The 17,971-nt window shown below is 69.0% G+C and carries 17 protein-coding genes and 1 tRNA gene; 4 read left to right on the top strand and 14 right to left on the bottom strand.

Features of this window, described 5'->3' with window-relative positions:
• Positions 1-47 precede the first annotated feature (47 nt).
• A complete protein-coding gene (locus EDD31_RS07990) occupies positions 48-1,535 on the top strand; it encodes a helix-turn-helix domain-containing protein (RefSeq protein ID WP_170163242.1) in 1,488 nt (495 codons plus the stop codon).
• Between the two features lie 105 nt (positions 1,536-1,640).
• Entirely contained in the window at positions 1,641-3,050 is a 1,410-nt protein-coding gene (locus EDD31_RS07985) for an MFS transporter (RefSeq protein ID WP_123303680.1), read from the top strand.
• A gap of 66 nt (positions 3,051-3,116) precedes the next feature.
• Here EDD31_RS07985 and ispF read toward each other — a convergent pair whose 3' ends face one another.
• From ispF to EDD31_RS07970, 3 genes are read right to left on the bottom strand one after another with little or no spacing between them, the layout of a single operon-like run.
• Positions 3,117-3,617 carry a 2-C-methyl-D-erythritol 2,4-cyclodiphosphate synthase gene (gene ispF, locus EDD31_RS07980; RefSeq protein ID WP_123303679.1) on the bottom strand — a complete coding sequence of 167 codons (501 nt, stop codon included), beginning with the start codon at positions 3,615-3,617 and terminating at the stop codon, positions 3,117-3,119.
• Positions 3,617-4,399, bottom strand: a complete 783-nt coding sequence (locus EDD31_RS07975) for an IspD/TarI family cytidylyltransferase (protein ID WP_123303678.1) — start codon at positions 4,397-4,399, stop codon at positions 3,617-3,619. Before EDD31_RS07975 ends, ispF begins: the two co-directional genes overlap by 1 nt.
• Positions 4,400-4,459: 60 nt before the next feature.
• Positions 4,460-4,996, bottom strand: a complete 537-nt coding sequence (locus tag EDD31_RS07970) for a CarD family transcriptional regulator (RefSeq protein ID WP_123303677.1) — start codon at positions 4,994-4,996, stop codon at positions 4,460-4,462.
• Between the two features lie 113 nt (positions 4,997-5,109).
• Between EDD31_RS07970 and EDD31_RS07965 the strand changes: the two genes are divergently transcribed.
• Positions 5,110-5,613: a hypothetical protein gene (locus tag EDD31_RS07965; RefSeq protein ID WP_123303676.1), complete on the top strand. Its 504-nt coding sequence runs from the start codon at positions 5,110-5,112 to the stop codon at positions 5,611-5,613.
• A gap of 19 nt (positions 5,614-5,632) precedes the next feature.
• Here the strand turns inward: EDD31_RS07965 and EDD31_RS07960 are convergent, their stop codons facing one another.
• Positions 5,633-6,325 carry a response regulator transcription factor gene (locus EDD31_RS07960; RefSeq protein WP_123303675.1) on the bottom strand — a complete coding sequence of 231 codons (693 nt, stop codon included), beginning with the start codon at positions 6,323-6,325 and terminating at the stop codon, positions 5,633-5,635.
• A complete protein-coding gene (locus EDD31_RS07955; protein WP_123303674.1) occupies positions 6,322-7,557 on the bottom strand; it encodes a sensor histidine kinase in 1,236 nt (411 codons plus the stop codon). Before EDD31_RS07955 ends, EDD31_RS07960 begins: the two co-directional genes overlap by 4 nt.
• Before the next feature lie 199 nt (positions 7,558-7,756).
• On the opposite strand from EDD31_RS07955, the gene phoU reads away from it, so the two are divergent.
• Entirely contained in the window at positions 7,757-8,425 is a 669-nt protein-coding gene (gene phoU, locus EDD31_RS07950) for a phosphate signaling complex protein PhoU (RefSeq protein ID WP_123305316.1), read from the top strand.
• A 255-nt stretch (positions 8,426-8,680) separates the two neighbouring features.
• On the opposite strand, the gene EDD31_RS07945 is transcribed toward phoU, so the two are convergent.
• From EDD31_RS07945 to topA, 9 genes are all read right to left on the bottom strand, one after another.
• Positions 8,681-9,418 (bottom strand): phosphoglyceromutase, encoded by a 738-nt coding sequence (locus EDD31_RS07945; protein ID WP_123303673.1) that lies wholly within the window; start codon positions 9,416-9,418, stop codon positions 8,681-8,683.
• 122 nt (positions 9,419-9,540) lie between these two features.
• The gene (locus EDD31_RS07940; RefSeq protein WP_123303672.1) at positions 9,541-9,876 is read right to left on the bottom strand and encodes a histone-like nucleoid-structuring protein Lsr2; all 336 of its coding nucleotides are present in this window, start codon (positions 9,874-9,876) and stop codon (positions 9,541-9,543) included.
• Between the two features lie 83 nt (positions 9,877-9,959).
• A complete protein-coding gene (locus EDD31_RS14750; protein ID WP_170163241.1) occupies positions 9,960-10,130 on the bottom strand; it encodes a hypothetical protein in 171 nt (56 codons plus the stop codon).
• Between the two features lie 95 nt (positions 10,131-10,225).
• A tRNA-Thr gene (locus tag EDD31_RS07935) sits at positions 10,226-10,301 on the bottom strand.
• Positions 10,302-10,409: 108 nt separating this feature from the next.
• Positions 10,410-12,026, bottom strand: coding sequence for an alpha/beta hydrolase (locus EDD31_RS07930; protein ID WP_148058901.1), 1,617 nt, complete (start codon positions 12,024-12,026; stop codon positions 10,410-10,412).
• Positions 12,027-12,031: 5 nt separating this feature from the next.
• Complete coding sequence (locus EDD31_RS07925; protein WP_123303670.1) at positions 12,032-13,201, bottom strand: DNA polymerase III subunit delta'; 1,170 nt, start codon at positions 13,199-13,201, stop codon at positions 12,032-12,034.
• Positions 13,198-13,878, bottom strand: a complete 681-nt coding sequence (tmk, locus tag EDD31_RS07920; protein WP_123303669.1) for a dTMP kinase — start codon at positions 13,876-13,878, stop codon at positions 13,198-13,200. The genes EDD31_RS07925 and tmk overlap by 4 nt, the downstream gene beginning before the upstream one ends.
• A gap of 30 nt (positions 13,879-13,908) precedes the next feature.
• Positions 13,909-14,931 carry a Gfo/Idh/MocA family protein gene (locus tag EDD31_RS07915; RefSeq protein ID WP_123303668.1) on the bottom strand — a complete coding sequence of 341 codons (1,023 nt, stop codon included), beginning with the start codon at positions 14,929-14,931 and terminating at the stop codon, positions 13,909-13,911.
• Between the two features lie 35 nt (positions 14,932-14,966).
• Positions 14,967-17,798, bottom strand: coding sequence for a type I DNA topoisomerase (gene topA / locus EDD31_RS07910; RefSeq protein WP_211336086.1), 2,832 nt, complete (start codon positions 17,796-17,798; stop codon positions 14,967-14,969).
• Positions 17,799-17,971: the final 173 nt, after the last annotated feature.

Raw genomic sequence — 17,971 nt, 5'->3', positions numbered from 1 at the left:
CGCGGCGAGATCTTGCTTCGAGTAGTCATTTATGCGTAGATCACAGCATGCACACCGTCGACGAGCAGGGCGACGTCGGGCCCGCGGAACAGTGCCGTGCCCTGATCGCAGAAGCCCACGACGCGTGGCTACGCGGCGACGGCGCCGGCACGTGGCGGGCCCTCGACGCCGCCGAGCGAGCGGCGGCACACACCACCCGGCCGTCACGGCTACGCGCCGAGGTCGCCGCGGCGCGTTCGGCCGCCTTCTTACGCGCCGAGCGCACGACGGAGGCTCTGGCCGCGGCCCGTGAGTGCTTGCATCTGGCCGGCCGGGCCACTCACGGGCATCGCCTGCGGCATGCGGTCAGTCACGCTCGTATCACCTTGGCTACCTACGAACCGCCCGACGACGGCAGTGGCCAGGCGCCCGCGGCCGCACTGGCTGTCCTCGACGAGATCGCCGAGCTTCGCGACCCAGGCCTGGAAGACGTCCGCTCGCGCGCCATCACCAACGGGCTCAACCGCAGGCTGGTGGCGGCACATCGCCATCTCGACGATCCCGAGGCGCAGACGGCGGCATGGATCCAGGTCTCCCGGGCCCGAACCCTCAGCGAACAGCTACGCGCCCAGGGCAGCGTGGTGCGGCAGGCGATCGACCTCGCCGAACGCACCGGTCAATGGGAACGCGGCTGGGACTATGCCAACCTGCCGCTGCCCAGCGGTCTCGAACGCAACGAGCGTGTCGCCATTCTGGCCAAGGCCGCTCGACTCGCCTGGCATCGCGGACTGACCTCCGAGGCCCGTGAACTCGGCACTCGGGCTCGCCAGGCCTCAGTGGCCATCGATCACCCCTGGGTGCGGGTGTACGCCTATCTGGGTGGCGTGATCGCCGCCGCTGCGGGCACCGGATCGATCCGCGCCGCTCTGCTGGCCTACCAGCGATGCACCACCAGAGCCGGTCACGACAGCCGCAGTCACCGGGCCTGGGAAGTGGCCCAAGTGGCGCTCGAGTTCGGCCTGTCCGCCAATGCGGCACGTTCCTTCCTCGCGGCCACCGTGCCGGGCGTGTGGGCCGAGCGCCCTTGGGCGCCCTTCGCTCGGGTCGTCCTGAGTGACGCCGCGGGTGAGGAGCCACGCACCGAGGACCTCGCCGCCATCGACCTCAGAGAGCACGGGGCCGCCGACCAAGCCCGTGTTCATCTGGCGAGGGCGAGAGTCGCAGCCCGGAGTGGGCACCGGGTCTCCGCAGTACTCAGCCTGCAGCGTGCGCGCCTGCTACTGCGCTCCTGGCCCGGGCGGGTGGCCGAGCAGGTGGAGCGGGAGGCAGCAACGCTCACCGGCACTCTCCCGGCCACCGCGGCGCAACGGCGCGTGCTGGACCTCGTCATCGAGGGCCACACCAACCGGGAGATCGGGCGGGCGCTGGGATGTGCGGAGCGTACGGTGGCGGTCCACGTGGCGGCGCTGCTGCGCTCGTCCAGCACCACCTCGCGCGCCGCTCTCGCCGCACAGGAGGTGGCTCGGCGTGCCCTGATGGTCGCCCCGGAGCTCTGAGGTCTGCCTCAGGGCTCGCCGCGCAGGGTCACGGTCACGCTCTCAGGTGACGCGATCGGCGCCGCGTTCGCCCACCGTTCACCCGGGGCGGTCTAGGCTCCGCGTGTGACAAGTGACGCGCAGCACGGGGACGACCACCAGGCCCCCCGCCCACCAGCTCCGGTGATCGGCGGGCTCCCCGAAGAGGCCTCGCCACGGCGCACGGTGCGCTCGTGGATCCTGTGGGACCTGGGCTCGAACGCCTTCAACACCACGATCCTGTCCTTCGTCTACACCGTCTACCTCGTGGACCAGGTGGCGGCGACGCCGGCCGAGGGGCAGCTCGTGTACTCCCGGGCACAGCTCATCGCCGGCATCCTGGTTGCCCTCCTCGCCCCGCTCATGGGCGCCTGGGCCGATCGAGTGGCCAACCGGCGCAGGCTGCTGACCCTGACCTCACTCCTGGCGGTGGTCTGCATGGCCGCCATGTACTTCGTGCCCCCGGAGCCGAACTACCTGATCCTTGGCGTCACCCTGGTGGCGGTCTGTTCGCTCATCACCGAGATCGCCGGCGTCTTCTACCACGGCATGCTGCATCAGATCTCCACGGCCAAGACCGTGGGCCGGATCTCCGGGATCGGCTGGGCCTCGGGCTACGTCGGCGGCATGCTCACCCTGGTGATCGCGGTGGTCTTCGTGCAGTTCGGCGGCCAACTCGGCCTCCCCACCGACAACCTCGAGAACGTCCGCATGGTCGGCTTCATCTGCGCCGGGTGGATGCTGCTCTTCTCGCTCCCCATCATGTTCTGGGGGCCGACCACCGTGCGCAGTGAAGCGCTGGAACGCAAGCCTCTGCGCCTCCTGGGCACCTATCGCGACATCGGCCGCACCATCGCGGGCCTGTGGCGCTCGGACCGCCCGCGCCTGCACTTCCTCATCGCCGCGGCCATCTACCGCGATGGGCTCTCCGCCGTGTTCGCTTTCGCCGGCGTCATCGCCTCGGCCTCCTACGGCATGGACCAGACCCAGATCATCATGTTCGCGATCGGCGCGAACATCGCCGCCGCGCTAGGCGCCTTCTTGCTTGGCGGGCTCGATGACCGCTTCGGCCCCAAGCCGGTCATCGTGGGCGCTCTGGCCGCGATCATCGTCTTCGGCGCGATCATCGTGGGATACACGGTGACCATGGTGGAGGTGGAGGAGCCTCCCATTCCCTTGACGTGGGTCTTCGTGATGTGCGGGCTGGGACTCTCCAGCTTCGTCGGTGCGGCACAGTCCGCCTCCCGCACCCTGCTGACCCGGATGACTCCGGCCAAGGACATCAACGAAATGTTCGGCCTGTACGCCACGGTGGGCCGGGGGGTCTCTTTCATCTCCCCCGCCCTGATCGCCGCCTTCACCTCACTGGGGATCGCGGTCTACGGCACCGAATCCCGTGGGCAGTTCCTGGGCATGCTCGGCATCGTGCTCACCTTGGTGCTGGGGTTGCTGGCCTTCCTGCCGCTGAAGGCACGGGACACCCCGCCGGCCCCGTAGTGGACGGGGCCACGTCCGCCGGCACGCCGTGCTCACACACCCCCAGGGGCCCCGGACCTGCCACTCTTAGGACTCGCGGGCCAGCAAGGCGGTGGCGATCGCGGCCACGCCCTCACCGCGGCCGGTCAGTCCGAGGCCATCGGTCGTGGTCGCGGAGACCGAGACGGGAGCACCCACCGCGGCGCTCATCGCCGCCTCGGCCTCGGCGCGGCGCGGCCCGATCTTCGGCCGGTTGCCGATGACCTGTACCGCCACGCTGACCACGTGCCAGTCCTGCGCCACCACCCGCCGCACAGTCTCCGCGAGGAAAGCCTCACCCGAGGCACCGCTCCAGGCCGGGTCGTCCGTGCCGAACTGGGAGCCGAGGTCACCGAGGCCGGCGGCAGACAGCAACGCATCACAGGCGGCATGGGCGGCCACATCAGCATCGGAGTGCCCGTCCAGGCCCGGCTCACCGGGCCAGCTCAGGCAGGCCATGCGCATCGGACGCGGGGCAGTGGCGTCACCGGCAGGTGCGAAGGCGTGCACATCGGTGGCGATGCCGGTGCGCAACTGCGGGACTGCCATCAGGCGCCTTCTTCCGTGGAGAGGAGCAACTCGGCGAGCGCGAGGTCCACGGGGGTGGTGATCTTCAGTGCGCGCTCATGCCCGGGGACGACGTAGACCTGCTCGCCCATCGCTTCGACCAGCCCGGCATCATCGGACAGGGCAGTCGCTTCATCACCGCCGTGCTCAGCGCCCGCGGCGTGGGCGTCCTCCAGCAGCAGACCGGCAAAGCCTTGCGGCGTCTGGACGGCGCGCAGGGCCGCACGGTGCAGAGTGGCCGTCACCGCCGCGGCGCCGTCGGCCTCAGTCGGGCCGGTCTGCTTGATCGTGTCGGTCACGGCCACGGCCGGCACGACAGCCCGGCGCCCGGCGCGCACCGCGGCGTCGACGGCGCGGATCACCTCGGGTGGGGTCAGGCAGCGGGCGGCGTCGTGCACCAGCACCACGTCCGCGCAGGCCCCGGACTCGGACGTGCTTCCGGTACTGGCCAGCAAGGGGCGGATGCCGCGCAGGCCGGCGGCCACCGACGCCTGACGAGTGGCTCCCCCCACGACCACAGCGACGGGGAGCGCGGACCCGGGCACGACGTCGCCTGGGAAGAGCGCTCGGAACTCCGCCAGCGAGCCGGCCGGCACCGTGACCACCACGCCATCGAGACAACCGGCCGCAGCCAGGCCACGCGCGGCGCGCAAGACCAGCGGCTCCCCGGCAAGCGGGACGAGGCCCTTGGGCAGCCCGGCACCGGCCGGGCCCAGACGCGTGCCGGAGCCGGCGGCGGTCAGCACGGCGACCGAACTCACCATGGGTGGCTCGCGCTCACCGCACTGCGCCGCACAGGTCGATCGCTCCGTCAGATCGCTCGGTCAGGAAGCCTCGGAAGCCTCGGACGCCTCAGCGGCCTCGGGAGCTTCCGGCACCTCGGTTGCCAGGACCTCATCGAGAATGCCCTCGGCCGCTTCCTCGTCGGTCTTCTTGGCCAGAGCCAGCTCCGAGACGAGGATCTGCCGCGCCTTGGCGAGCATGCGCTTCTCGCCGGCGGACAGGCCACGGTCCGTGTCGCGGCGGGAGAGGTCGCGCACGACCTCGGCCACCTTGATGACGTCACCGGAGGCGATCTTCTCCACGTTGGCCTTGTAGCGGCGCGACCAGTTCGTGGGCTCCTCGGTGTAGGGAGCGCGCAGGACGTCGAAGACCTCTTCCAGGCCTTCACCATCGACAACGTCGCGAACGCCGACAAGGTCGACGTTCTCCGCCGGCACCTGGATGGTCAGATCCCCCTGCGCGACCCGGAGGTGGAGGTAGGTCTTCTCTTCACCGCGGATCTTGCGGGTGGAGATGTCCTCGATCAGTGCAGCCCCGTGGTGGGGGTAGACGACGGTCTCGCCAACGGCGAAGGTCATTGTGGTGTTCTCCTCGGGTCGTGAACACACCTATTCTAGCGCGTCTCGGGTAACCTCCTGCTGGGCGGCCTATGCGCCCCCGCTGTGCCAGAGAAACCGAGGAGACCACCGCCGTGACCCCCCGCCGTTCCCAGCTCGCCGCCGTTGCCCTGACCGCGAGCGCAGCCCTGGCCCTGGGTGGCTGTTCCTTCACCAACCCGGTGATGACGCTGCAGCCCTATTCCGGCGGGGACGGCGTGCGCGCCGAGCTGCGCGAGGGCGCGGTGATCGTGGAGAACCTCATGCTGCTGACCGAGGCGGAGGGCGAGGCCGGCTTCGTCCTCGGATCCCTGGTGAACCGCACCTCCTCGGACGTCGAGATCACCCTGGATCTGGACGGCCTGGTCGAGAGCTTCGAGGTGCCGGCGGCCGGCACCGTGAATCTCATGGAGGAGAACCTCACCATCGCAGAGATCACCGTGGCGCCGGGCGGGAAGCTGACCGGGACCTTGTCGACGCCCGAGGACGGATCGATCCAGGTGCAGGCCCCGGTCCTTGATGGCACCGTCCCGCCCTACGACGAGTACCTCGACGCAGTGACCACGGGCGAGACCTGGGTGCCCCGCAGCCAGAACTGAGCGGAGCTCGACCCGGGCGTCAGCTCTCCGGGCTGACCAGTTTGTAACCCAGTCCGCGCACGGTCTGCAGCAACTGGGGGCGGGCGGGATCCGCCTCGATCTTGGCGCGCACGCGCTTGACGTGCACATCCAGGGTCTTGGTGTCACCCACGTAGTTCGAACCCCAGATCCGGTCGATGAGCTGACCGCGAGTGAGCACCCGGTCAGGATTGCGCAGGAAGAGCTCGAGGAGCTCGAACTCCCGCAAGGGCATCGGCACCGGAACGCCGTCCACGGCCAGTTCGTGGCGCTCCACGTCCATGCGCACGTTCCCCACGGTGAGCACCGCGGGCTCGTCGAGGTCATCCTGAGAGCTGCCCCGCCGGAGCACCGCATGCACCCGCGCGACGAGCTCACGGTAGGAGTAGGGCTTGGTGAGGTAGTCGTCGGCGCCGATCTCCAGGCCCACCACCTTGTCGATTTCGGAGTCCTTGGCGGTCAGCATGATCACCGGCACCTTGCTGCGCTGGCGGAGCTGGCGGCACACCTCCGTGCCAGACAGGCGCGGCAGCATGAGGTCGAGGAGCACGATGTCCACACCGCCGCGGTCGAAGGCGGTCAGCGCCGCCTGCCCGTCGGCCACCGGCACCACCTCGAATCCGTCACGGCGAAGCTTGAACGTCAGTGGCTCTCGGTAGGAGGCCTCGTCCTCCACGAGAAGAATGGTCGTCATCGGTGTGTGTCCTCCATAGGTGCATGCTCGATCGGAGCTCGGCGCCCCGCGGCGGCAGGCCGGGACGCTCCGCCGGTGTGGTGGTGGGTCTCGACGTCGGCCATGGGAGCGACGTCGGTGATCTGCGCCTCCGGGAGCACGATCGTGAACGTGGAGCCGGTACCGGCAGTGGACCACAGCTCCACCCGGCCACCGTGGTCGGCCACCACGTGCTTCACAATGGCCAGTCCCAGGCCGGAGCCGCCCGTCTCCCGCGACCGTGCCTCATCGCCGCGGTAGAAGCGTTCGAAGACCCGGTCCTGATGTTCGCGTGCAATGCCCGAGCCCTGGTCGACGACCGCGATGCGCACCTCATGTGACTCGGCCGCGTAGGAGACCCCGACCGCGACCCTGCTGTACGGCCGGGAGTAGCGAACGGCGTTGTCCAGCAGGTTCCGCACTGCGGCGGTGAGCATCGTCGGATCCCCGAAGACCTCAAGGCCCGTGGTGCCACCGAGCACAAGCTGGACATTGCGGGACATGGCCTCGACCTGCATGCGATCGATGGCCTCGTCGACCACCTGATCGACGGAGATCAGCTCAGGCGCCATGAGGGCGTTCGCGCGCTGCAAGCGGGACAGCTCGATCAGGTCCTGCACCAGCTCGCCCAGCCGCCGGGCTTCGCGCCCCATCTGCGAGGCGAAGTGCCGCACCGTCTCCGGCTCGTCCGCCGCTTCGGTGACCGTCTCGGCGAGCAGCGACAGCGCGCCGATCGGCGTCTTGAGTTCGTGGGAGACGTTCGCGGTGAAGTCCCGGCGAATCTCCTCGAGGCGCCGGGCTTCGGTGCGATCCTCGGCCAGCACCAGCACGCGCCCTTCACGCAGCGGTGCCACGCGCACACCCAGACGCAGCTCATTCCCCGCTCCGCGGGCGACGCTCACCTCCTGATCGTGGATCTCACCATCAGCGCGATGGGCGCTCAGCATCTCGAGGATCTCCTGATGCACCAACGTGTCGTTACGGACCAGGCCGAGCGCATGCGCTCCGGCCGAGGCGAGCTGGACCTCGTCATCGGACTCGAGCACCATCACCGCTTGGGGCAGCACCGACAGCACCGCGATGTCGTCCTGACCGGAGGTGGTCGTGGCCGCCGAGGCCTGCTGGCGGCGTTGCGAGCGAGCACCGAGGAGGTAGGCAATCACGCCGACGACGGGTGCGACACCCAGGGCGAGAAGGGCCAACCAGTGCTCCATGGCGGCCAGCCTAAGCGGCTTCCGGGGCGTTCACCGTCCCTACCTCGACATGTCACCGGGTAGACGCCCGGAAGCCACCGTTCGTACACTCTGCCGCACTTGGCTACGGTTGGCAGTTCAGACCTTGGCGCTCCTGCGCCTGGGCATCGCCCGTGATACCGCCTCGCGGCGGACCCCGAGACCGAGGAGACGTGTGGCCATGCGCACCATCTTCAAGCAAGAGATCGAACAGCTGGGCAACGATCTGATCGCCATGGCCAAGGACACGTCGACTGCCATCTCCGCCGCCGCCACGGCGCTGGAGCAGGCCGACCTGGACCTGGCCCAGCGAGTGATCGACGCCGACAAGCGTATCGATGAGAGCCAGCGCAGTGTGGACGAACAGGCTGTCTCGCTCCTGGCTCGCCAGGCACCGGTGGCCTCCGACCTGCGCGTGGTGGTCACCGCGCTGCGCTTGTCCTCCACCATCGAGCGAATGGGTGACCTGGCCCGGCATGTGGCCGACGTCGCCCGCGGACGCTACCCGGAGACCGCGCTGTCCGGCCGCTCCCACGAGGTGGTGCTCAAGATGGCGCAGCAGGCCGCGAAGGTGGCCGAGCAGGTGGTACGCCTGCTCGAGGACAACGACCTGGACCTGGCCGCCTCGATCGAGCACGACGACGAGATCATCGACGCCATGCACCGTCAGACCTTTGAGCTCGTGCTGGACGAGAACGAGCCACTGACCCGGCAGGAGGTCGTCGACCTGGTGCTGCTGGGCCGCTACCTCGAGCGATTCGGCGACCACGGCGTCTCCGTGGCGCGACGCATCTCCTACCTGGTGACAGGCGACCTGACCAACGCGGTCGTGGAGGTCCCCGAGGTCTGAGCCTCACCACACGCAACGACCAAGGGAGGCTCCCCCACTGCGGGGGAGCCTCCCTTCAGTCTGTTGGCGCTGAGCGCTCCCTCAGCGACCCTGCTCGATGTCGCCGCGTACCGCGCCCCAGCTCGGCAGAACCTCGCCCCTCGGCCCCACGCTCACCGACGCGCTCCCTCAGCGACCCTGCTCGATGTCGCCGCGTACCGCGCCCCAGCTCGGCAGAACCTCGCCCCTCGGCCCCACGCTCACCTACGCGCTCCCTCAGCGACCCTGATTGGCGACTGCGGCGATGGCCTCGGCTGCGGCGTCGGGGTCGAGATAGGTGCCACCGGGCTTGGTGGGCTTGAAGTTCTCGTCCAGCTCGTAGACGAGGGGAATGCCGGTGGGCACGTTCAGACCGGAGATCGTCTCGTCGTCGATGCCGTCGAGGTGCTTGATGAGGGCGCGCAGCGAGTTCCCGTGCGCGGCGACCAGCACCACCTTGCCATCCTGGAGATCGGGCACGATGGCCTCGTCCCAGTAGGGCAGCGAGCGCTCGAGAACCTGCAACAGGGCTTCGGTTCGCGGAATCGGCTCCCCGGCGTAGCGCGGATCGGCATCCTGGGAGTAGGTCGAGCCCAGCTCGATCTCCGGCGGCGGAACGTCGTAGGAGCGGCGCCAGGTCATGAACTGCTCCTCGCCGTACTCGTCACGGACCTCCTTCTTGTTCTTGCCCTGCAGCGCACCGTAGTGGCGCTCGTTGAGGCGCCAGGAGCGCTTGACGGGGATCCAGTGCCGCTCAGCCGCATCGAGCGCCAGGTTGGCCGTGGAGATCGCGCGGCGCAGCAAGGACGTGTGCACCACATCGGGCAGGAGGCCGTTCTCGGTGAGCAGCCTGCCGCCGCGAGAGGCTTCCTCAATGCCCTTCTCCGACAGGGGCACATCCACCCAGCCGGTGAAGAGGTTCTTCGCGTTCCATTCGCTCTCGCCGTGGCGAAGCAGGATGAGGGTGTAAGTCATAGTCCCATTCCATCATGGGCCGCCCCGGAGAACGAGCCCGGAGCAGGTGTCCGCGCACAGACCACTGGCCCGACACCTTCGCAGGTGCCGGGCCAGTCAATCAGGAAAGCGCTACAGGCCTATCAGCCGTTCGCCTTCGCGTACGCCTCGCGGATGTCCGCAGGGATGCGTCCGCGCTCGGAGACCTTGTAGCCGTTGCTCTTTGCCCAGTCGCGGATCTTTCCGGCGTCCGACGCGGAACCGCCAGCGGCGCGCGCCCCACGACGTCCGGTGGTGCGCCGGCCGCCGGAGCGACGGGCGTGTCCCACCCAGGTGGACAGCGCTTCGCGCAGTTCGCCGGCGTGCTTTTCGTTCACATCGATCTCATAGCTCACGCCATCGAGGCCGAAAGTGATCGTTTCCACAGCGGGAGTGCCATCGACATCGTCGATGAGCTGGATCTGAACCTTCTGTGCCATGTTTGTTGCTCCCCGGTCTTTCGTAGTCGGAGTCCTGTCACTGCCGCGCAGAGTCTCAAAGGCGGCTCAGCACTCTCGCCACATTAATCTTCCGGAAACGTTTTGTCACCTCGAGCGGATTTCTCGGCGCGTTCCTCATCGAAGCGTTGTTGCGCGGCCCGCTCGTGGCGATCCGCATTGATGATCCCGCGGAGCACGATCCAGAGGAGGATTCCAACGCCGATCGACGGGACCAGAGCGATCAGATGATCCATGACACATCCTGTCCGAAGCCCGCGGTGCGGGCTGATCACGAGGAGATAACGCTCCGAGATGGCAGGCGGTTCCATGCTGGTTCCGCACTCCCTCATGGAGCCGCCTGTGGGAATCGAACCCACGACCTATTCATTACGAGTGAATCGCTCTGCCGACTGAGCTAAGGCGGCCTGCTCGCAGCAGCGGCAAGCATCGGCCAGTCTAGTCATCCTCAGGCGGCCCCTCAAAGGCGGGCACCGTGAGCCGTGACACGCCACGCCGGCGCACCACCACGCCGGCTAGCAGACCAGACCGTCTTCAGGGATCTCCCCGCGGATCAGGAAGTCATCGACACGCTCGTTCACGCACGAGTTCGAGCGGCCATACGCGCCATGCCCCTCACCGTCGTAGGTCAGGAGCACACCGGATTCCAGTTGCTGAGCCAGGGACTCGCTCCAGTGATAGGGCGTGGCCGGATCACCGGTGGTCCCCACCACCAGGATGGGCGCCGCGCCGGCGGCCGTGATCTCCCCCTGAGTGCCCTCGGAGTCGGCCGGCCACTGGGCGCACAACTCCTCCCCATAGGCCAGAGCCGGTCCGAAGGTCGGTGCAGCGTCGATCATGGCCTCGGCGCGCTGGTCCCAGTCGCCCGGGTCGCCGGTCACTGGTCGGTCAAGGCAGTTGATGGCCCAGTTCGCCTCGGTCTGATTGTCGCGATAACTGCCGTCCTCCTCCCGGCCGGCGAAGAGGTCGGCCACGAAGAGGAGGTAGCTGCCGTCGCCGTTCAGGGCGAGTTCCAGCGATTCGGTGAGCACAGGCCAGTCGCCCTGGTTGTAGAGCGGACCGATGATCCCTGAATACGCCAGCTCGCGCGTGAGCACCCGATCACCGTCTCCCGTGGGAAGCGGAGCGGCCTCAGCCTCGTCGAGAAGAGCACGAATCTGCTCGAATGCTGTGTCGAGATCGCCGGCGAGCGGGCATTCGGTCCAGGCGAGGCAGTCCTCGATGTACGCCGTCATGGCGCTTTCGAAACCCAAAGCTTGGTCATGCGCCACCTCATGGCGCTCCAAACTCGGGTCCATGCCGCCGTCAAGAACGAAACGGCCGACACGTTCCGGAAAAAGTTCCGCATAGTGGGCGCCCAGGTAGGTGCCGTAGGAATACCCGAGGTAATCCAGCTCCGGCACCTCCAGCAATACGCGCAGGACTTCCATGTCGCGGGCAGCGCTGATCGTGTCCACGTAGGGGAGGAGATCAACGCTGCGCTCCTGACATCCCTGGACAATCAGCTCGATATCCTCCGCCGCCGCGGTCTCGCCCTCCGGGCCCTCCTGGTAACCAGCGGCCCGCAGTTGATCAAGGTCCGCGTCATCCACGCAATCGATGGCGCTCGATTGACCCACACCGCGGGGGTCGACGCCGATGATGTCGTATGCCTCGATCAGATCCTCGGTGAACATGTCTGCCGCGGCCTCGGCCATCTCGATTCCCGAGCCTCCCGGCCCGCCGGGGTTCACCACCAGCGGGGACTCGCCGTCGGCCAGGAGACGTGCCGCAGCGATCTCCAGGCGCGCACCTCCGGGGTCGTCGTAGTCGGCGGGCACCTCGAAGGTCGTGCACTCCATCGTCCCGCATTCCACCCACTCCAGCTCCTGGGCGTAGAAGTCTGCGAGTGGCCCGTCGGCTTCCTCCGGCTCTCGCTCACCAGGGCCGGCTCCCGGGTCTGAGCCCTCCTGCATGCCGTCCTCGGCATCGGACTCCTCCGAGTCAGAGAACAGGGCGCAGGATCCGAGCGTCAGCGCGGCCGTCAGGAGCGCAGCAACAGGGGCGGTTCTCCGCCGTCCGGACGAGGATCGGCGACTCTGGCGCGCCGTGACCGGGCGGCCCCAGACGGGGCGGGTGGTAGCGGTGTGCACCCCACTTACGCTACCGGCTGCGGGCGGAGAGCGACCATCATGGCCTCGACCGCCAGCAGGGGGGCGACATTGCCGGCCAGACGCTGGCGTGCCTCCCCGACGGCGTCCATGCGCCGCACCGTCTGCTCCGTGCTCGACTCCTGGGCCAGGCGACGGATCTGCGCGTCGAGATCGGCGTTGATCAGAGCCACCCCGGCGCCGTTCTGGACGACGAGGACATCGCGGTAGAGCGAGAGCAGATCGACCATGGCACGGTCGAGCACGTCACGCTGAGCTCGCGTGGCGCGGCGCTTCTGGTCTTCTTCGAGTTGACGCACCTGAGCCCGCAGCGCAGGCGGGAGGCGCTTGGCGTCCTCCTCGGCACCCAGCGTGCGCAAGAGGTCCGCGCGCTCAGCTGCGGCGCGCTCGGCGGTGGCCGCCGCGGCGTCCTGTGCCGCGAGGTCGACCAGCTCGGCCGCGGCGAGCACCGCGTCGCCCACGCCGCGGATGGTCGCTCCGGCGGTGAGCAGACGGCGGCGGCGATCGCGGGCGGCGGGGTCGTGCGCCAGGCGGCGTGCCATACCCACGTGCGACTGCGCAGCCCGGGCCGCCACGATCGCCTCCTCGGGGTCCACGCCGTCGCGGCGCACCAGCAACTCGGCCACGGCGTGAGCGTCCGGCACGCGCAAGTGGACCGGACGGCAGCGGGAGCGGATCGTGGTGAGCACATCCTCGGGGCTGGGAGCGCACAGTAGCCACACGGTCCGCGGCGGAGGCTCCTCGATGGCCTTGAGCAGGACGTTGGAGGTGCGTTCGACCATCCGGTCGGCATCCTCCATGAGCATGATGCGCCAGCGACCCCCGGCCGGGGCGCGCTGCGCCTCCGACACCAGCGGCCGGATCTCCTCGATGGAGAATATGACCTTCTCGGTGGTCACCAACGAGACGTCGGCGTGCGAGCCGTTCATCGTCGTGGTGCAGGCATGGCACCGACCGCAGCCGGGCTCGTTGGCACCTGGCCCGCCGCCCTCGGTGCACTGCAGGGCTGCAGCGAAGGCCCGGGCGGCCACCGAGCGCCCCGAACCGGGCGGCCCGGTGATCAGCCAGGCGTGGGACATTGCCTGCGGATCCCGGGCGGCTCCCTGCAGGACGGAGACGGCGGACTCCTGCCCGATCACGTCATCCCAGACGCTCACGAAGGCTCCTGCAAGGCACGGCGCGCGGGCACAGCGCATGGATTGCGCGGACGGCGGCGCTCCGGCAGCAGAGGCTCAACCCGGGCGCGGATCTGCTCGTGCACCGCCTCGGGCGAGGCTGCGGCGTCCACCACGACGAAGCGCCCCGCCTCGGCGCGGGCCAGGGCGAGGAACTGCTCGCGTACCGCCAGATGGAAGGCGTCGGGCTCGCGCTCGAGGCGATCGGGGTCCTCTGACCGGCGCGCGGCTCCCACGGCCGGATCAATGTCGAGGAGCACGGTGAGTTCCGGGAGCAGACCGTCGGTGGCCCACAGGCTCAGGTCGCGGATCTCCTGCGGGCCGAGGGATCGGGCCGCTCCCTGGTAGGCCACGGAGGAGTCCAGGTAGCGGTCGGTGATCACCACAGCGCCGCGACGCAGCGCCGGGAGCACCAAAGAGGCCACGTGGTGGGCGCGGTCCGCGGCATACAACAGCGCCTCGGTCCGCGCGTCGATGTCCTCGCCGTGCAGCAGCGCCTGACGCAGGGTGTGCCCCAGCGCGGTGCCACCGGGCTCGCGCGTGAGCACCACCTCATGGCCCAGGCTCTCCAGCCACTGCCCGAGCAGAGCACGCTGGGTGGTCTTGCCCGCCCCTTCACCGCCCTCGAGGGAGAGGAAGAGTCCTGGGTGTGCGCTCACCGGTTCAGCCTAGCTGCGGCCACCGACGCGCTACTCACCCGGTAGGACCACGCCCAGCTGGCGACGCACCTCATCCATGATCTCCATGACCTCGATGGTGGCCGTCCAGGGCAACGTCTCCGACTGCTGCCGGCCGGCGCTCACACAGCGAGCCACCTCGGCCGCCTGGTACTGGAACCCACCGGTGATGCTGCGCTGCGGGAAGGTCCAAGGCTCCCCCTCGCGAGGCACCACCGTGCAGATCCCCGGAGCATAGAAGCCCGAGGCCAGTTCCACCCGGGCCTCGGTGCCCACCACGATGCCGTCGGTGGCCGAGCGCGCCAGCATGCTGGCGGTCGCCACCCCGACGGCGCGACCGTAGGAGAGCGTGACGGCCTCCTGACCGTCGACGCCCTTCTCGGTGAGGGTGCCGATCGCATGCACTGCCTGCGGCACGCCGAGCAGGGAGTGGATGAAGGAGAGCGGGTAGACGGCCAGGTCCAGCACGGCGCCCCCGGCGAGCTCCGGCTCGGTCAGGCGCGGAACGTGCGGGAGGTACTGGCCGTGGTCCCCGCGCACATGCAGGACCTCACCGAGCGCGCCGGAGTCGACCAGCCCACGTAGGGCCACCATGTGCGGCAGGAACCTGCTCCACATCGCCTCCATGGCGAACAGGCCCCGCTGCTCAGCGAGGTCGAAGACCGAGCGCGCCTCGGCAGCGTTACGGGTGAAGGCCTTCTCCACCAGCACGTGCTTACCGGCCTCGAGCGCGAGACGAGCGTGCTCGGCATGGTGGCTGTGCGGTGAGGCGACGTAGACGACGTCCACCTCGGGATCCGCCACGAGTTCCTCGTAAGAGCCGTGCGCAACAGGAACGCCGTGCTCCGCGGCGAAGGCCGCAGCTTTCTCCGCGCTGCGCGACCCGATGGCCACGATGCGTTGCGCGCTGTGCGCGGGCACCTCGGTGGCGAAGCGTCCGGCGATTCCGCCGGCGCCGATGATGCCCCACCGCAGCGGCGGGGCGTCATGCGGATCGAGAGGCTGAGGAAGCGTGTCAACGACGGCAGTGTCCATGCCGTCAATCTACGTCAGCGCGCGACCGGGGAGCCTCAGCGTGACTTTTTGGCGGCCGGCTTGCGTGCCGCGGGCTTCTTCGCGGTGCTGCGTGCACTCGAGGAACGGGACTTGCCCTTGGCCGGGCCCTTGGCACGCTTCTCCGCGAGCAGCTCATGGGCGCGCGCGTCGGTGAGCTGCTCCACCGAGTCGTCTCGTCGCAGCGTCGCGTTCGTCTCGCCGTCGGTGACGTAGGGGCCGAAACGCCCGTCCTTGACCACGACCGGCTTACCGGAAACCGGATCCGCTGCCAGCTCCTTCAGAGGCGGCCGCGCCGTCTGCCCGCGGCGCTGCTTCGGCTGGGCGTAGATGGCCAGCGCCTCCTCCAGGGTGATGGAGAAGATCTGCTCCTCGGACTCCAGCGAGCGCGAGTCGGTGCCCTTCTTCAGGTACGGGCCGAAGCGGCCGTTCTGGGCGGTGATCTCCTGCCCCTCGGCGTCGGTTCCCACCACCCGGGGTAGCGAGAGCAGCTTCAGGGCGTCCTCGAGCGTGACTGATTCCAGGGCCATGGACTGCAGGAGTGATCCGGTGCGCGGTTTGGGCTGCTTGGGCTTCTTCTTCGGCTTGGGCTTGCCGTTCTTGTAATACTCCGTGGGTTGAGCATCCAGATGGGCCTGGATCTCCTCCTCGGTCATCTCCGGCACGACCTCGGTGACGTAGGCGCCGTAGCGGCCGTTCTTGGCGATGATCGTCCGGCCGGTCTCCGGATCGGTGCCGAGTTCGCGCCCGTCGTCGGCCTGCTTGGCCAGGAGTTCGCGGGCTACCTCCACGGTGAGCTCGTCCGGGGCGATGTCATCGGGCACCGAGGCGCGGCGGGACGTGCGCTTCTCGCCGTCGGAGTCGGTAGCGTCCTCGTCCTCTCCTGCGGGCTCCTCGATATAGGGCCCGTAGCGACCCACGCGCAGGGTGAGACCTTCGCCGAGGTCGATGCTGTTCACGGCCCGGGCGTCGATATCGCCCAGATCCTCCACGAGGGCCTTCAGGCCCTGTCGCTGGTCGTCTCCGCGGTAGAAGCTCGCGAGCCAATGGGTGCGCTGCTCGTCTCCGGCAGCGATGCGGTCGAGATCGGCCTCCATGGCGGCGGTGAAGTCGTAATCCACGAGCTTGGGGAGGTTCTCCTCCAGCAGCCGCACCACCGAGAAGGCCAGCCAGGTGGGCACCAGCGCTTGGCCGCGGCGTTCCACATAACCACGGTCAGTGATCACCGAGATCGTGGCGGCGTAGGTGGAGGGCCGGCCGATGCCGCGCTCCTCCATGGCCTTGACCAGCGAGGCCTCGGTGTACCGCGGCGGCGGGCTGGTCTCGTGCCCTTCGGCAGTGACCTCCTGGGTGCTCACCGCATCACCCTCGGCGAGCTGGGGCAGCCGGGTCTCCTTACTGTCCTTGCCGGCGTTGTCCTCGTAGCGCTCGGCGTCGCGGCCTTCCTCGTAGGCGGCCAGGAAGCCCCGGAAGGTGATCACGGTGCCGGAGGCGCTCAGCTCGGCACGCCGGTCGCCACTGCCCGGCAGGGAGGCCACCTGCGCCTCAGGCAGGTCTGCGCCCAAGCGCACCGTGGCGGTCTGGCCGCGCGCGTCCGCCATCTGGGAGGCGACTGTGCGCTTCCAGATGAGGTCGTAGAGCTTCAGCTCTTGCGGGCTGAGGGAGGAGGCCACCTGCCCAGGGGTGCGGAAGGCATCGCCGGCGGGGCGGATGGCCTCGTGCGCCTCCTGTGCCCCCTTGGACTTGCCGTACGTGCGTGCCTTGTCGTGCACGTACTCCGCGCCGTACAGCTCGGCGGCCTGGCTGCGGGCCGCCGCGATGGCCTGGGCGGAGAGCACCGGCGAGTCGGTACGCATGTAGGTGATGTAGCCGTTCTCGTACAGGCCCTGCGCGGTGCGCATGGTCTCCCGAGCGCTCCAGCGCAGCTTGCGCGAGGCCTCCTGCTGCAGCGTGGAGGTGGTGAACGGCGCCGCCGGACGGCGGGTGTAGGGCTTGGTCTCCATGGAGACCACCTGCGCAGCGGCCTGCTCCAGAGCGATGGCCACCTCGCGGGCGTTCGTCTCCGCGAGGTGCAGCACCTCGGCCTTGGTGGCGGCGGGCTTGAGTTCGCCGTCGTCGGCGAAGTCGCGGCCAGTGGCCACACGCCGGCCGTCCAGGCTGACGAGGCGGGCGGTGAACTGCCGATCCTGCTCGGTGTCGGTGGAGTCTGCGCCGCTGAAGAGGCCGCGCACATCCCAGTAGGAGGCCGAGCGGAAGCTCATCCGCTCCCGTTCGCGTTCGACCACCAGGCGGGTGGCCACGGACTGCACTCGACCGGCGGAGATGCCGGGCTTGATCTTGCGCCACAGCAGCGGTGAGACCTCGTAGCCCACCAGGCGGTCGAGGATACGACGGGTCTCCTGGGCGTCGACGAGCCGGTCATCGAGCTCGCGGGTGTTCTCCAGGGCGCGGGTGATGGCTTCGCGGGTGATCTCGTGGAAGACCATGCGCTTGACCGGTACCTTGGGCTTGAGCACATCCAACAGGTGCCAGGCGATGGCCTCGCCCTCGCGGTCCTCATCGGTGGCGAGGTAGAGCTCGTCGGACTCCTTGAGCGCCTTGCGCAGCTCGGCGACCTTCTTCTTCTTGCCCGCGTCCACCACGTAATAGGGATCGAAGTCGCCCTCGACATCGACGGCGAACTTGCCGAACGGGCCCTTCTTCATCTCCTGCGGCAGTTCGGAGGGCTGAGGAAGGTCGCGAATGTGCCCCACCGACGCCTCGACATCGAACTCCGGCCCGAGATAGGCGCCGATGGTGCGCGCCTTGGCAGGAGACTCGACGATCACAAGCTTGCGGGTTGTGGCCACGTGGACCTTCCTTACTGGCCGAACTGGCTGACTGTGGGGGATTGCTGCGCCGTCAGGCGTTGACACACCCATTGTTCTGGGGCATCGCCGCTGACCGTACCTGGTCCTGGACAGCGCTGCAGACCGTTCCCGCCCGGTGGCGCGCTCTCGCGGCACCGGGCGTGCCCGAGAGC

This window comes from Bogoriella caseilytica (assembly GCF_003752405.1).
Lineage (GTDB): Bacteria > Actinomycetota > Actinomycetes > Actinomycetales > Actinomycetaceae > Allobogoriella > Allobogoriella caseilytica.
The sequence above is the reverse complement of the archived record's forward strand: the minus strand, read 5'-3'. Positions and strand labels throughout refer to the sequence as shown.

Bases quoted from the DNA above. Each gene is read 5' to 3' on its own strand.
- EDD31_RS07990 (WP_170163242.1), top strand. From the start codon at position 48: ATGCACACCGTCGACGAGCAGGGCGACGTCGGGCCCGCGGAACAGTGC.
- ispF (WP_123303679.1), bottom strand. From the start codon at position 3,617: ATGGCAGTCCCGCAGTTGCGCACCGGCATCGCCACCGATGTGCACGCC.
- EDD31_RS07975 (WP_123303678.1), bottom strand. From the start codon at position 4,399: ATGGTGAGTTCGGTCGCCGTGCTGACCGCCGCCGGCTCCGGCACGCGT.
- EDD31_RS07970 (WP_123303677.1), bottom strand. From the start codon at position 4,996: ATGACCTTCGCCGTTGGCGAGACCGTCGTCTACCCCCACCACGGGGCT.
- EDD31_RS07960 (WP_123303675.1), bottom strand. From the start codon at position 6,325: ATGACGACCATTCTTCTCGTGGAGGACGAGGCCTCCTACCGAGAGCCA.
- EDD31_RS07955 (WP_123303674.1), bottom strand. From the start codon at position 7,557: ATGGAGCACTGGTTGGCCCTTCTCGCCCTGGGTGTCGCACCCGTCGTC.
- phoU (WP_123305316.1), top strand. From the start codon at position 7,757: ATGCGCACCATCTTCAAGCAAGAGATCGAACAGCTGGGCAACGATCTG.
- EDD31_RS07945 (WP_123303673.1), bottom strand. From the start codon at position 9,418: ATGACTTACACCCTCATCCTGCTTCGCCACGGCGAGAGCGAATGGAAC.
- EDD31_RS07940 (WP_123303672.1), bottom strand. From the start codon at position 9,876: ATGGCACAGAAGGTTCAGATCCAGCTCATCGACGATGTCGATGGCACT.
- EDD31_RS14750 (WP_170163241.1), bottom strand. From the start codon at position 10,130: ATGGATCATCTGATCGCTCTGGTCCCGTCGATCGGCGTTGGAATCCTC.
- EDD31_RS07915 (WP_123303668.1), bottom strand. From the start codon at position 14,931: ATGGACACTGCCGTCGTTGACACGCTTCCTCAGCCTCTCGATCCGCAT.